Annotated in this window: 10 protein-coding genes and 4 pseudogenes; 9 read left to right on the top strand and 5 right to left on the bottom strand. The window is 61.2% G+C overall.

Annotation, left to right across the window (positions count from 1 at the left end; translation table 11 throughout):
- Positions 1–36: 36 nt before the first annotated feature.
- The 3 genes from I5961_RS03375 to I5961_RS03365 all read right to left on the bottom strand — a co-directional run bounded on the left by I5961_RS03375 (position 37) and on the right by I5961_RS03365 (position 3,393).
- Complete coding sequence (locus I5961_RS03375) at positions 37–2,373, bottom strand: autotransporter outer membrane beta-barrel domain-containing protein (protein ID WP_227234351.1); 2,337 nt, start codon at positions 2,371–2,373, stop codon at positions 37–39.
- Positions 2,374–2,695: 322 nt separating this feature from the next.
- Positions 2,696–3,103 (bottom strand): response regulator, encoded by a 408-nt coding sequence (locus tag I5961_RS03370; RefSeq protein ID WP_085703477.1) that lies wholly within the window; start codon positions 3,101–3,103, stop codon positions 2,696–2,698.
- Between the two features lie 89 nt (positions 3,104–3,192).
- On the bottom strand, positions 3,193–3,393 hold the full coding sequence (locus I5961_RS03365; protein WP_085703476.1) for a Flp family type IVb pilin: 201 nt from the start codon (positions 3,391–3,393) through the stop codon (positions 3,193–3,195).
- A 338-nt stretch (positions 3,394–3,731) separates the two neighbouring features.
- Here I5961_RS03365 and cpaB point away from each other — a divergent pair.
- From cpaB to I5961_RS03320, 9 genes and pseudogenes are all read left to right on the top strand, one after another.
- Positions 3,732–4,669 (top strand): annotated as a pseudogene (cpaB, locus tag I5961_RS03360) (Flp pilus assembly protein CpaB).
- A gap of 21 nt (positions 4,670–4,690) precedes the next feature.
- Entirely contained in the window at positions 4,691–5,959 is a 1,269-nt protein-coding gene (locus I5961_RS03355; RefSeq protein WP_227234349.1) for a type II and III secretion system protein family protein, read from the top strand.
- Positions 5,956–7,146 carry a pilus assembly protein gene (locus I5961_RS03350; RefSeq protein ID WP_085703473.1) on the top strand — a complete coding sequence of 397 codons (1,191 nt, stop codon included), beginning with the start codon at positions 5,956–5,958 and terminating at the stop codon, positions 7,144–7,146. The genes I5961_RS03355 and I5961_RS03350 overlap by 4 nt, the downstream gene beginning before the upstream one ends.
- Entirely contained in the window at positions 7,143–8,414 is a 1,272-nt protein-coding gene (locus I5961_RS03345; protein ID WP_085703472.1) for a CpaF family protein, read from the top strand. The genes I5961_RS03350 and I5961_RS03345 overlap by 4 nt, the downstream gene beginning before the upstream one ends.
- A gap of 10 nt (positions 8,415–8,424) precedes the next feature.
- Positions 8,425–9,306, top strand: coding sequence for a type II secretion system F family protein (locus I5961_RS03340; RefSeq protein WP_227234347.1), 882 nt, complete (start codon positions 8,425–8,427; stop codon positions 9,304–9,306).
- Positions 9,303–10,193, top strand: a complete 891-nt coding sequence (locus I5961_RS03335) for a type II secretion system F family protein (protein WP_227234345.1) — start codon at positions 9,303–9,305, stop codon at positions 10,191–10,193. Before I5961_RS03340 ends, I5961_RS03335 begins: the two co-directional genes overlap by 4 nt.
- Positions 10,194–10,203: 10 nt before the next feature.
- Positions 10,204–10,893, top strand: coding sequence for a tetratricopeptide repeat protein (locus I5961_RS03330; protein ID WP_227234344.1), 690 nt, complete (start codon positions 10,204–10,206; stop codon positions 10,891–10,893).
- An 11-nt stretch (positions 10,894–10,904) separates the two neighbouring features.
- Positions 10,905–11,176 (top strand): annotated as a pseudogene (locus I5961_RS03325) (DUF3613 domain-containing protein).
- A gap of 322 nt (positions 11,177–11,498) precedes the next feature.
- Positions 11,499–11,872: pseudogene (locus I5961_RS03320) on the top strand (DUF6124 family protein).
- A 506-nt stretch (positions 11,873–12,378) separates the two neighbouring features.
- Here the strand turns inward: I5961_RS03320 and I5961_RS03315 are convergent.
- Both I5961_RS03315 and I5961_RS03310 read right to left on the bottom strand, forming a co-directional pair.
- Positions 12,379–13,156 (bottom strand): annotated as a pseudogene (locus tag I5961_RS03315) (response regulator transcription factor).
- Between the two features lie 124 nt (positions 13,157–13,280).
- The gene (locus tag I5961_RS03310) at positions 13,281–13,751 is read right to left on the bottom strand and encodes a prepilin peptidase (RefSeq protein WP_227234340.1); all 471 of its coding nucleotides are present in this window, start codon (positions 13,749–13,751) and stop codon (positions 13,281–13,283) included.
- Between the last annotated feature and the right edge of the window lie 9 nt (positions 13,752–13,760).

Genomic DNA, 13,760 nt, shown 5'->3' with positions numbered 1-13,760 from the left:
TTGCCGTGAACCCGTCAGCGTCAAAACCGCTGGCGGTCACGTAGTTGTACGACCCGCCAACACTCCACGCGCCGAACCGGTAGTTGGCACCCAGGCCCAGCTCATAGCTGTCGCGAACGGGTGTGGTACCACGGCTGGTGAACGAATCGCCCCCAGCACAAACGACGACGTGGTACCGGTCTTATCGCCAATGGCGTCATGCCAGGCCATCAACTTCGCTTCAGGTTCCAGGCTCCCGGTGCCCACATCGAACGCGGCGGCCAGACGTGCCCCCACACCTACTTCGCCGACCTCGTAGCGTTGGCTGCCGACATTCAACGAGGCCGAACTACCCTTCTCGCGATAGCTGTCCATGCCTACGTTGGCGTAACGCGCCCCGACCTGCGGCTCAAGCACCACATCCGGCATCAGGTGCGCGGTGTAACCAGCCAGCGCGCTGACGCCGAACACGTTGCTGTCGTAATCCCCCTTGGCCCGAGTGCCGGCGATGTAGCGGCGGGACTCGTTGTCGTTCCAGCCATACATCAGCGACGAATCGACGAACCAGTTTTCATGGGTCCAGTTGCCGTAAAGGGTCAGCGCATGGCCGGTGACCTGAGTCTTGTTGCCGCGATCAGACTTCACATTGGTGTCGAGGTAGCTGTACGCCAGCCCGATTGCGGTATCGGCATTCAACTGACCATCGGCACCTACCGCGATACCGTGACTGTCGGCGTCGTAACCACTGACACCGTGACGCTCATCCTGGCTGGCATCGCTGCTCAAGGCTTGCAGCCAGACACCTTTGCCCGCGCCAACGCCTCCGGTACGGACGCGACTGGAGCGCTCATTGATGACATCCGACACCAACGTCTGACTGTTGATGGCCGCGTGAATCACGCCACGGCTAACATCCGGACTGAGTGTTTCGGACAACCTGGCCAGTTGTGCATCGGTGCTGGCGTTAGCGAACGCCTGGAACACCGGATCCTGCTCATCGAGCCGCGACAACAGACTCGACACACGGCCCACCGCCGTTGCCGCATTGCGACTGCCGCCCGCCACAAGGGTGTTCTGCGCCAACACCTCATCGGATTTGTTGGTCACCACCGACGTAATGTCGTTGCCCACGACCCCGAAGCTCTTCACATCCAGCAACGCAGACGAAGACGTCACGTTGAGGTTATTGCCACCGACGAGACTGCCCGAGCTGATCAGGGTGTATTTCGTACCACCCGGCGTAACCCGGAAATCACTGGAGCGCGCCAGCAGCCGCAACGTCGCGCCCGGCGCGATATCGGCAGTGCCCGTGACCTTCAACACCGGCAACGCCGGATTGGTGTCATTGCCCAGGTACATTTCCAGCACCGAATCGGACTCTTCCATGTCGAAGTCACCGATGATCGTGGTGTGCGGTTTCACCAGCGTCAGCGTCCCGTCCTCGATGGTCACGTAACCGGACTTGATGGTCGAACCGTCGAAGATTGCGTCACCGTCGATGATCACGCCGGACAACCCGAGCAGATCACCTTTGACCTCGCCGCCATAGAAATGAAAGTAGCTGACTCCGTCATCCACCTGAATCGCCGCCTGACCACCCTCGATCAGACCTTGCTGCTGATAGATCACAAACGGCAGGCCACCGGCCGGCTGATCGCTGACATGCACGCCGATGGATTCACCGGAAATCGTACCCTGGTTGAACAGCGCGAAAGTACCCGCTCCTGCCGAGGCACTGTATTTCACACCCTCCAGCGTCAAAGCCTCAGCATTTTCCCCGGTTACGCGAATCGTGCCGTTGTTGTTCAGTACTCCCTTGAGCGTCGTACCATCCAGAAACAACCCCAACGCGTCGGTCCCACTGACACTGATCGTGCCATCGTTGGATACCCCGTTCAGCGTGGTATGCACCAGCGACACGCCGGCAGCCCGCGCCCCGCTGACCTCAATAAGGCCTTCGTTGATCAACGAACCGCCCAGCGTGCTGCCGATATCGGCAATACCGCTGGAACTGCCCGAACCGGCCAGACCGTTGACTGTGATCGAGCCCTTGTTGATCAGGCTATAGGCAATCTTGCTGGGCGTCACACCTGAGGAACCGAGCATAAGGCCCACGCCCGAACTGGCTCCATCAATCCTGATCGTGCCGTTGTTGCGCAACTGATCCGCTGTCAGCCCCATGAACTGAACGCCATAAGTCACCGTCGACGGCGTAACTGGCGCAAATGTCCCGTTGCCACTCAAATCGACCAGATTCCAGGTTTGCAGATTACTGCTCAACGGCCCGCCACTCAGGTCGTAATTCAGATTGGCAGCAAAGACAGAAGACGCCTGCAAAGAGGCGGCAGCAACAGACAGCGCCAGCAACGAGCGCCGCACGCAGGAAATGTTCAAACCAGAGTCCCTTCCAAAACACAAAATTGTTCCAGCAGGGCTCTACACTCGAAACAGGCCTCCCTACCGACCCGTCAGCAACTGACCGGGCGCGCGGAATTTACACGAGCCATCATTTCGACACCACCCAAAAGTCAAACCACTGACGCCAAATAAAAACACGCACTCCCAGCACCTCAAATCAAATAATGAGCGTTAGCTCGAGTAACGCTTTGGATCTTCGGGAGACGTCGGCAGGCTGAGTAGAGGGATTCATCCGGGGGTGGGGTTTGGCGAAGCCAAACACATCGAGAGGAGGTGCAGCGGCGCTCCACCAAAAAAATCAGGAAACATTCACCCGAGGTTTGGGAAACAGATTATCCAAAGTCTCAAGCAACCGAACGTGATAAATCGGCTTGCGAAACAAATCCAGCACCTGTAACCGCAACATGTCACTCACATCCTCCATGTCCGCATGCCCGGAAGTCACAATCACCGGCAAATGCTGACGCGAAGTATGTTCCCGTAGCCGCTTGATCAACGACATGCCACTTTCCTCCGGCATGCGCAGATCGGTAATCACCAGCGCAATGTCCGGATGCCGGGTCAGATGATGCAGGGCCAGCTTCACCGACGTCGCGGTATGACAGACAAAGCCCTCTCCCTCCAGCAACTCCGCCAGCTCCAACAACGCGTCCTCCTCGTCATCGACCAGAAGCAATTGTTGGCGGGGAGTCGGGGAGGAAGACATAAGGCATTACCTTGCGATGGACTGAGCGCTGACGTTAGAACCCCTTGGGCGCATTCGCAAGTTGCCGTCCACGGATCTTCAACCTTCTCTCAGAGTGCAGCCTGAATGGTGTTGAACATCGTGGTAATAGCACCGGAAATGGGAGTCACGAATGCCGCCAGCGCCACCGCCACCATCCCGGCGATGATCGCATATTCGATACCGGATGCCCCTTCGGTGTCCCTGGCCAAGCCTTTGTAGAAGGCGACCTGGGATTTGATTGTCTGCACCGCTTTTTTTGCAAAGGACATGACTGATTCTCCTTGAAGGCACGGGGTGTTGCGGCGTTCGCAACATGATTCCCCCGTGCCAGCATCAGCATTGTCGGCAATGCCCGGACCTACAACTGTAAGAACGAATTAACACCAAAGTAGTAACGGCCCGAATAACGGCAAAAAACCATTTTTGGCGCTTTAGACCCCTACTTTCGGTAGATATTTCGGCCCGCGTAATGGCGTTTTGTTTTGGCTGCGCTACCGTCAAATAGCGAAATAGTTACTGGTTCATAGCTGCCTGTTTGCGAATTTATCTCGTCGAAAGTCACGGGTTGTTGCAAGAGACATAGCGCAGCGGGAAAGGGAGAGCCGTCATGAACAGTCGCGTCACCCTGGGCTTGGCCAGCATCTTGCTGCTAGGTGCCATCATCGCCGGTTACTGGGGGCTCACATTGAGTCGTCAGACCCCGGCCTCCGAACCCGTGGTTGCCGCCCCTGATACCCCGCCGCCACCCCGGTACCGGTGGAAGATCCGACTCGCCAACCGGTGGTGGTGCTAGTGCGCGACATCGCTCCGTTCGTAACCATCACCGCCGCCGATGTCGCCGTGGAAAAACTGCGCACCGCCCCCGCCGGCAGCCTGGCCAGCGTCGATCAGGTGGTCGGCCGCACGCCATGGCGTGCCCTGTCCGCCGGAACCTGGCTGACCCAGGAAAGCTTTGAGGCCGGCAGCCCGCTGGCGCGGATGATCCGTCCCGGCGAACGTGCACTCGCAGTGGCCGTGGATGAAGTGATCAATGCCGGCGGCCAACTGGCGCCGGGGGATTACGTCGATGTGCTGCTGTTCTTGCGCAAGGATGAAAACAACCCGCAGCCGACCGCCCAACTGGTGGTGCCTGCCGTGCGGGTGCTGGGCGTGGGTAATCAGATGGGCCTGACCAACAGCGGCCAGCCCGCGAGTCCAGCTCACAGCGAAGAAGAAAAACTCAAACAGGAACAACTGCGCGCCGCCGCCCGCAGCGTGGTGCTCGCGGTGCCTGAACCGTTGCTCAACCGCCTGATGCTGGCCTCCAGCGCCGGCGTCTTGCGGCTGGCCGTGCGCAGTGCCGACGAGCAGCAACTGGCCCGCTATTGGGCCGGCGACAACAACGTTGCCGCCGGCCTCGACAGCCCTCGGCGCGAATTGATCGATTTCAGCCAACTGTCATTGACGCCACCACCCAAACCCCTGGCGATCGCCAGTCAGACGGCCCCCAGAAAGCCGGCCGTGGAAGTGATTCGCGGCACCGAATCCGCCGAACCCAACCCCTGAATCGAGCAAGGACGCACATTCATGCGCAAACGCTTTACGCCCCTGTTCCACTGGCTGCGGTTTATCTTGCTGAGCGTGGCTTCGATCGGCAGCGCGGCCGCCGCCACCGGCAATTGCGCCGCGCTCGCGCCGTTGCCGGCCGTGCTGGAAATCGGCGAAGGCCTGCAACAGGCCGTGCAATCACCGGTGGCGATCACCCGGGTGGCAGTGGGCGATCCGAAGATCGCCGACGTGCGCGTGACCGGCGATCAGGGCGTGCTGCTCACCGGCGTCGGCCCCGGCGCCACCACGTTGATGATCTGGACGGCCTGCGCCAGCACACCGCGTCAGAGCATGGTGTTCGTGCAGGGCAAGGCCAGCGCGGCGATGAGCGCGGCGGCGCTGCCGTCCAACAGCGAACCGAACCTGCCCTCGCAGGTGCAGACCGACATCCGTTTCGTCGAAGTCAGCCGCACCAAACTCAAGGAGGCCGGTACGTCGATCTACGGCAAGGGCTCCAACAACTTTCTGTTCGGTGCGCCGGGCACCGTGCCGAACACCGGGGTCACGCCGGGTGTGGTGCCGCTGCTGAACATTGATCCTCGTATTGCCTCGCCAAGCATCCCGTTGGCCAACGACATGTTCAACATCGTCTGGGGCGGTGGCAGCAGCAAGTTCCTCGGCATCGTCAACGCACTGGAAGGCAGCGGTTTTGCCTACACTCTGGCGCGGCCGAGTCTGGTTGCGCTGAGCGGTCAGAGTGCAAGTTTCCTGGCCGGTGGCGAGGTTCCGATCCCGGTACCCAGCGCCAACAGCAACAGCTATTCCATCGAGTACAAGGAGTTCGGTATCCGCCTGACCCTGACCCCGACCGTGGTCAGCAACGACCGGATCGCCATCAAGGTCGCCCCGGAAGTCAGCGAGCTGGACTACAACAACGGCGTGACCATCGGCGGTACCAAAGTACCGGCGTTCACCATTCGACGTACCGACACCAGCATCTCCCTGGCCGACGGCGAAAGCTTCGTCATCAGCGGCTTGATCAGCACCCGCAATGCCTCGGAGGTGAACAAGTTTCCGGGGCTGGGCGACATCCCGGTGCTTGGCGCGTTTTTCCGCAACTCGTCAATCAACCGCGAGGAACGCGAACTGCTGATGATCGTCACCCCGCACCTGGTGCAACCGCTGGCCGTCAACGCGCCATTGCCGTCGTTGCCCGGCGAGAAACTGCGCAACTACGATCCGAACTGGTATCGCCTGTACTTCCTGGAAAACGGCAACTTCGATAAACGCAGCGGGTTATCGCAATGAGCCAGAGCCTGAGCCAGACGTTCCTCGCCATCACCCGCAACACCACTGATCTCGAGTGGCTGCAAGGCGCGCTGGCGCCCTTGGGCCAGGTGGTCAGCGCCGGAGGCGGCAGTCTCGACGAACTGCTGGCGCTGGTCGACGTGACCTTCGCCAGCCTGGTGTTCGTCGGCCTCGACCGTGAACATCTGGTGGCCCAGAGTGCGTTGATCGAAGGCGTGCTCGAAGCCAAACCGATGCTGGCGATCGTCGCTCTCGGCGACGGCATGGACAATCAGTTGGTGCTCAATGCGATGCGTGCCGGCGCAAGGGATTTCGTGGCCTATGGGTCGCGTTCCAGCGAAGTCGCCGGTCTGGTGCGACGGCTGAGCAAACGCCTGCCGGCGGTAACGCCGAACGCCCAACTCGGCGGTTTGACCGTACTGTACGGAGTCCAGAGCAACGCTGACGGTGCGCTGCTGGCCAATCACATGGCGCTGGTGGTGCAGAAGAGCGGTCAGCAGACCTTGCTGCTCGACCTCGGCCTGCCGCGCGGCGACAGCCTCGCCCTGCTGGGGCTGGAGAGTTCTTTTCATTTCGGCGACGCCTTGCGCCACTTGCGCCGCCTCGACGCGACCCTGATCGACAGCGCCTTCACCAGCGCCGAGGCCGGGTTGCGCATCCTCGCCTACGCCCCCGGCGACGAACCGCTGGAACGCACCAGCGCTGCCGAGCTGTACATGTTGCTCAGCGCCCTGCGCCAGCACTTCCAGCACATCGTGGTGAACCTCACCGGCCAGCCCGACAGCGAAGCGCTGCGCACCTTCGTCAGCCATTGCGACAAGTTGCTGTGGTACACCGACCAGAATGTGCTCGACTGCCGGCGCAACCTCGCAATACTCAATCTGTGGCGCGAAAAAGGCATGAAGCTCGACCACGGCCGGCTGCTGGTGGATCGCTATCTGCGCAATGTCGCGCCGGACTCCGACACCCTCGGCCGGACCTTCGGCCTGGAAGTCATTGCGGTGCTCGCGTACAGCCCGGAACTGCGCCTCAACGCCAAAAACCAGGGCGTAACCCTGTTCGAACTGGCACCGCGCGAAGCCATCAGCCAGAGCCTGCGCACCCTCGGCGAACGGCTGGCCAAGCGCTCCGAAGGCCTGGCCAAACCCAAAGTCACCTGGTTCGATCGCTTGCGAGGCAGCTCATGAGCAGCGAGCAATTGTTCGGCGGGCCACAGCGCAACGCCACCGGCAACACCGACCACGACGGCCTGAAGCTGGTGCTGCATCGCTACATCATCGACGCCATCGAAGAATCGGGGAAAAACCTGCTGGAAGGCTCGCGGCAAGTGCTGTCGCAGTTCGTCATCGACAAGGTCGCTGAGTACATCGCCCGCCTGCACCTGGCGATTTCCCGCTATGAAATGGAGCGTCTGGCTGAAGAAATCGTCGATGAACTGACCGGCTTCGGCCCGCTGGAAGTGCTGCTGCGCGACAGCGCGGTGACCGAGATTCTGGTCAACGGCCCGCACCGGGTGTTCATCGAACGCGATGGCATGCTGCATTTGAGCGACTTGCGTTTCATCGACGCGCACCACGTCGAACGGGTGATGCAACGCATCCTCGCCCCGCTCGGCCGGCGCCTCGACGAGTCGTCGCCGATGGTCGATGCGCGCCTGCCCGATGGCAGCCGGGTCAACGCGATCATCCCGCCGATCGCCCTCGACGGCCCGTGCCTGTCGATCCGCAAATTCCGCAAGGACATGCTCAAAAGCACCGATCTGATGGCGATGCAGACCATCGATCAGGCGATTTTCGACTTCATCGCCGAGGCCGTCGGCAAGCGCTGCAACATCCTCATCAGCGGCGGCACCGGCACCGGCAAGACCACCCTGCTGAACATCCTCAGCCAGCTGATCAACCCCCATGAACGTCTGGTGACCATCGAAGATGTCGCCGAACTGCAACTCGGCCATCCTCACGTGGTGCGCCTGGAAACCCGCCCGCCGAATGCCGAGGGTCACGGCGAAGTGAAGGCCAGCGACCTGATCCGCAACGCCCTGCGGATGCGTCCTGACCGGATCATCCTCGGCGAGATTCGCGGGGTCGAAGTGGTCGACGTGCTGACCGCAATGAACACCGGCCACGACGGTTCGATGAGCACGGTCCACGCCAACAATGCCCAGGACGCGCTGCTGCGCCTGGAAACCCTGGTTGGCCTGACCGGCCGCACCATTGCTGAACGCACCCTGCGCCAGATGATCTGCGCGGCACTCGACGTGATCATTCAACTGACGCGCATGCCCGACGGCCGCCGCTGCGTCAGCGAAGTGGTGGAAGTGGTCGGGGTACGCGACGACGTTTACGTCACCAACACTCTGTTCCGTCTCGACCGCCGCACCGGTTTCGGTTTTCTGCGCGAAGCGGTCAACCCGGCCGGTGACAAATTGCGCCGTGAACCGGCGCTGCCACAGTGAGGATCACGGCATGCTCAAACCCCTGGTGCTGATCCTCATCTGTCTGGCGCTGCTCGGGCTGTCGCTGCGCCTGTTCTATAACGGCTGGCGCCAGGGTGGCACGGAACGGGTGCTGGATCGCTTGAATCAGGGACAACCACAGCTATTGGCTGAGAAACCGCGCTGGGCCGGACTGGAACGAGCCTTTTTGCGCGCCGGTCTTGGCCGCCCGGATCGCCTCGAATTGTGGTTGCTGCTGTGGGCCTTCGGCAGCGTAATCGGCCTGGCAATCGGTGGCTGGATCGGCTTTCTGTTGCTGCTGGTATTGCCATTGCTGGCGTTGCGTCTCTACGTCAGCTGGCGCTATCAGCGACGCCTGCGGCGAATGATCGAACAACTGCCGCAACTGCTCGATCACACGGTGCGCAGCCTGAAATCCGGACGCACTTTGGCCGACGCGGTACTGGGCGCCATTGACGCCAGCGAAGACCCGTTGAAAAACGCCATGGGCCGGGTGCAGCGCAACGTGCAATTGGGGGTAAGCCTGCCGGAGGCTGTGGGCGATGTGGCCGAGCTGTATGAAAAGGACGAACTGCGCCTGTTCGCCGTCGGCCTCAAGGTCAATCACCGCTACGGCGGCAACGCCAGCGAACTGCTGGAAAACCTGATCCGGATGATCCGCGAACGCGACCAGGCGTCCCGCCAGTTGCGCGCCATGACCGGCGAAACCCGCATCACCGCCTGGGTGCTCGGCCTGCTGCCGGTGGGGCTGGCCGGGTACTTTCTGCTGTCCAATCCCAAGTACCTGATCGCCATGTGGAACGACCATTCCGGCCAGATGATGCTCGCCAGCGCCTTCGGCCTGCAGGTGATAGGCAGCCTGTTGCTCTGGCGGATGTTGCGCAGCCTATGACAATGCCCCTGATGATTAGCGCCCTGTTAATGCTGGGCGCCGCACTGTTACTGATCAGCGCCCTGTTTGAGCGCCGTCGTCGCGCCCGTCAGGTCACGCGGCGGCTGGAAGGTGCGCTGCTGCGCGACAATCGTTTCGACAACCTGCTGCAAGTGCTCGGCGGCAGTGCCCTCGGCCAGCGCGCGGTCAAACTCGACAACGAAACCCAGACCCTGCTCAACCGCCTCGGCTGGCGCAGCGCCCGCCAGCGCTCGCTGTTCGCCGCCTGCCAGATCGCCTCGCCGCTGCTCTTGCTGACTATTGCGGTATTGCTGCAAGGCGTGTTGTTTCCTCATATCGAAAGGCCATGGATCGCCCCGATGTTCGCCCTCGGCATCGGCTACCTGTTGCCCAAACGCCTGCTGGCGATGGCCTCCGCCCGCCGGCAAAAACAACTGGCCACGGAAATCTCCACCTTCATCCCTTTGCTGCGCATCCTGTTCGAAGCCGGCATGGCCGTCGAGCAGGCGTTGCGCGTGCTCAGCCACGAAGGTCAGACGCTGCTGCCGGTGCTGACCCAGGAATTGCGCCTGGTGCTGGCCCGGGTCGATTCGGGCCTGGAACTGGGCGAAGAACTGAACAAGGCCACGCGCCTGCTGGCGGTGGACGAATTCACCGACACCTGCGTGATCCTTCAGCAACTGCTGCAACAGGGCGGCGGCGCGATGAAATCGCTGCTGGCGCTCAAGCAACTGCTCGATGACCGGCGCCTGACAAGGCTGCAGGAATACATCTCGAAAATGTCCGCCAAAATGTCCGTCGTGATGATGATGTTTCTCTTCCCGGCGCTGTTGATCGTCCTCGCCGGCCCGGGCTTCAGTGCCCTGGCACGGGCGCTGGGCTCATAAAGGAATCGCCATGAAAGCAATGATTGCCTGTTTGACCCTATTGATGCTCGGCGGCTGCGCCAGCAATGGCCAGGCGTCCTGGAACGCCCTGACACAAAACGCCGGTTGCGGCCCATTGAGCCAGGAACAACAACTGTCGATGACCCTGGCCGACGACATGGCCAAAGACGGCAAACTGCATGCCAGCCTGGCCAACCTGCAAAGCCTGCCGGACAACCTCGCCGAGGTCCGCCTGCGCAAGGCCAAGGTCTATCGCCTGCTGGGGCGCAACGAAGCCGAGCCGTTGTATCGCGGCCTGCTCGGCAGTTGCCTGGCCGCCGAAGCCGAACACGGCCTCGGCCAACTCGCCGCCGCCCGCGCCGACTACGGCCAGGCCCAGGCCCACCTGCAACGCGCCGCGCGCCTGGCCCCCACTGATGAAAAAATCCGCAACGACCTGGGCGTGGTGTACCTCAACCAACTGCGCATCGAAGACGCTCGCTTCGAATTCCTCACCGCCATGGAACTCAAGCAAAGCGACTCGCTGGCCGCCCTGAACCTGGTCACGCTGCTGCTCTACCAGGACGACTGGACCCGGGCCGCTGAACTCGTCAGCCGCCTGAACCTCAGCCCCGAACAATTCAGCGAAGCCCAGGCCCGCGCCCAGAAACTCAAGACCCCAAGCCCCGTCACCGCAGCCACCACCGCGATGCTCAAATAAGGAGCCCCGCCATGAAAGCCACCGCGCTCTGCCTCACCCTCCTCGCCTTGCCTCTGACCACCCACGCCATCGACCCCGGCCCCTCCTCGGCGCAACAACAGGAAACCGAAGGCTGGCTGCTCCTGCAAAGCCGCAACAAAGCCGCCTCCGCCAGACCCCAGACCAGCACCCCCACCGAACGCGAACTGAGCATGCAACGCTGGTTGAAGAGCTACACACACGAGATTCCGGAATTTTTGATCAGAAGCAGGGAGGAACTGTTGACAGTGGGTCGGGAGGTTAATCGGGGCGCAAGCACACACTTCCAAACGTGTTTGTTCCTACAGATGGCGTGATTCTGGAGGATGTTTCCGACACCTCGCGTCGGTTGTCCCTCGGAAACGGGGTGGATAGGCTTTGGGGGTCGCTGCAAATTCAGCGAACGGGCTTGGTCGTCCGGGTTTAGAATGGCGCACTTTTCAGCATGCTTAATGGCGAACTGTGCGTGGGAGGGCTCCGGCCCTGCCGGGTTTCCATTCCCTGGTCGACCAACCCGCGTACGGTTCGCCACCCGACTGCTTGGTCGCAGAGCGCGGCGAACTCCATATTCCGAATGGAGCTTCACCATGAAAAAACCAACGCCGAATCCACCCGAAACCGACAACACCTCGCCCTACGAATCTACCGATTCAAAGAAACTCCACGACGCCGCCGAGCGCGCCCTCGATCACTACCTGAACCCCTCCCGAAAAAATGCCCCGGCCGTAAACCGAGCGAAATGTTCCAGATTTCACCGGACATGGACGATGAAAGCCTGCTGGCCCACGCCTGCGAATCCCTGGCCTCGGCCAGCGTCATGGCCAGTGACGTGGCAGCCTATGTCGACTCACCGCAACGGCACCGGATCCTGGGGATACAACAAGTCATCATGCCCGCCGAACTGGCGGTGAACCGCGTGCTGGATAACGTCGAAGTACAGCGTTACCCGACCCCCTGCTAAGCCGTTCCGACAAAACCGACCTGCCAGCGCCGGCTGCATTCGCTGGCAGATCGATTGGGACGCAGAGCGTCCCGGGCTGCATTCCCACGCGAAGCGTGGGAACGATCAAGCAAAAACAGTTCGCCTTTCGCCCTCCACCTCCACATCTCACCACTCACCACGATGAGCGTTAGCTCGAGTACCGCTTTTGACTTGCCGGCCCCATCGGAAGGCTGAGTGGAGGGATTGATCCGGGGGTGGGAGCGAAGCGACCGTTTGGCGAAGCCAAACACATCGAGAGGAGGTGCAGCGAAGCAAACCGTAGGCGATGCCCCCGGATCAATCCCGGAACGAAGGAACACCGAGCCCAGGCGAGGTGCCGAACGCAGGGGCCAAGCCTTTTGGTTCCTTTTTGGCGTTTGAAAAAGGGACCCGCCGTAAGGGCGAAACCGCCAGCAGAGGCACCCGCAAAAACGGATATTCACCCAAACCAACCCAAAGCCTGGCCGGCCCAAAGGCCGCCAAGGTCAATGCGCCGTAACCCCCCGCCGAACAGATAAAGAACTCCCCGGTGCCAAAAGCCAATGCAAGCTGCGTCCGATTATGCATATGCGTCAACCGCAAAACCTGCGACACGTACAACTTCACCGTGTTCTCGGTAATCCCCAACTCACAGGCAATCTGATAATTGGTCTGCCCCTTGCCCACCAGCCGGGCCACATCGAGCTGTCGTGGCGACAACTGCTCGAAAATCGCCGGCATCTCCACACTGTCACCCTCAGGCAACGACTGGGCTGCCGGCCCAGGCCCGCGCCGCGCCTTGTCCAGATCCTGATACAAATCATCGATCGACGAAGAAAGATCCTGCAGCTTCTGATTCAGGTGCCCCAGTTGCAGCGTTTTATGCCGCTCCTGCAGCACTGCTTCCTGACGCCGCAGGCCGTCCAGCAACTCATTCAGATCCACCGGCTTCTGGTAGTAATCGGCAATCCCCGCGCGCAACGCCTTGATCACATCCTGCTTGTCGGCGCGACCGGTGAGCATGATCGCTTCGAACGCGCGACTCTTACCGGCCAAGCGTTGCAGCGCCTGCACCAGCTCGATGCCGTCCATGTCCGGCATGTGCAGGTCGCAGAGCACCAGGCCGATCGCCAGATCGTCACTGAACCGCGCAATCGCCTCCTGACTGGACCCACAAGGAACGCAGCGATAACCGCTGCTCTCGAGAAACTCGCAAAGTTCTTCAACAATCAGCGCCTGATCATCGACCACAAGAACCTTTACCGCCGACGTAAGCTTGTTCACGTGCCACTCCATGCCCGGGCCAAAGCTGACCATTCCTGTACTGCCAGCCAGTGGCTGTACAAACCCTTATTTGAAAGTAGACGCACTTTCCGACTATGTACATCGCAGTAGTGGCGAATGGCGACTAATGGATCCAACAGAAAGTCAGGATTGTTCCAACCAGCACGAAAGGCGCAAATGGCAGCTTTTTTGACGGTTCCGGGCTCAAATATCGAAGGCGTTCCCTAACCTCTTGACTTGCAAGCAGCCAGACTTTTGGCACCAGAAGCATCCAGATCACACTGCAAAGTGCGGCGCCGATAAACGCGCCGAGCAGGTGCTGACCGTCTGTCGCAAGGGCTAGGGCTGTCATTAGTTTCACATCGCCGCCGCCCATTCGCCCCAACAGATAACCCGGCAGCGTGAGTGCCAGCGCCAGCAACACTGCCCAGCCGCCCTGCGCCGCATCGGCACCGAGCCAGGTGCTGCCGGTGACCAGCAACCAGACCAGCACCAGCGCGCCGACGCCGAGGGTCAGGACGTTGCCGATATGGCGTTCGCGGGCATCCTGCACAGCGCAGAGTGACAGCCAGATCAGTAGGGCAAAGTTGTGCATCCGGTAAAA

Source organism: Pseudomonas sp. IAC-BECa141 (assembly GCF_020544405.1).
Taxonomy (GTDB): Bacteria; Pseudomonadota; Gammaproteobacteria; order Pseudomonadales; family Pseudomonadaceae; genus Aquipseudomonas.
The sequence above is the reverse complement of the archived record's forward strand: the minus strand, read 5'-3'. Positions and strand labels throughout refer to the sequence as shown.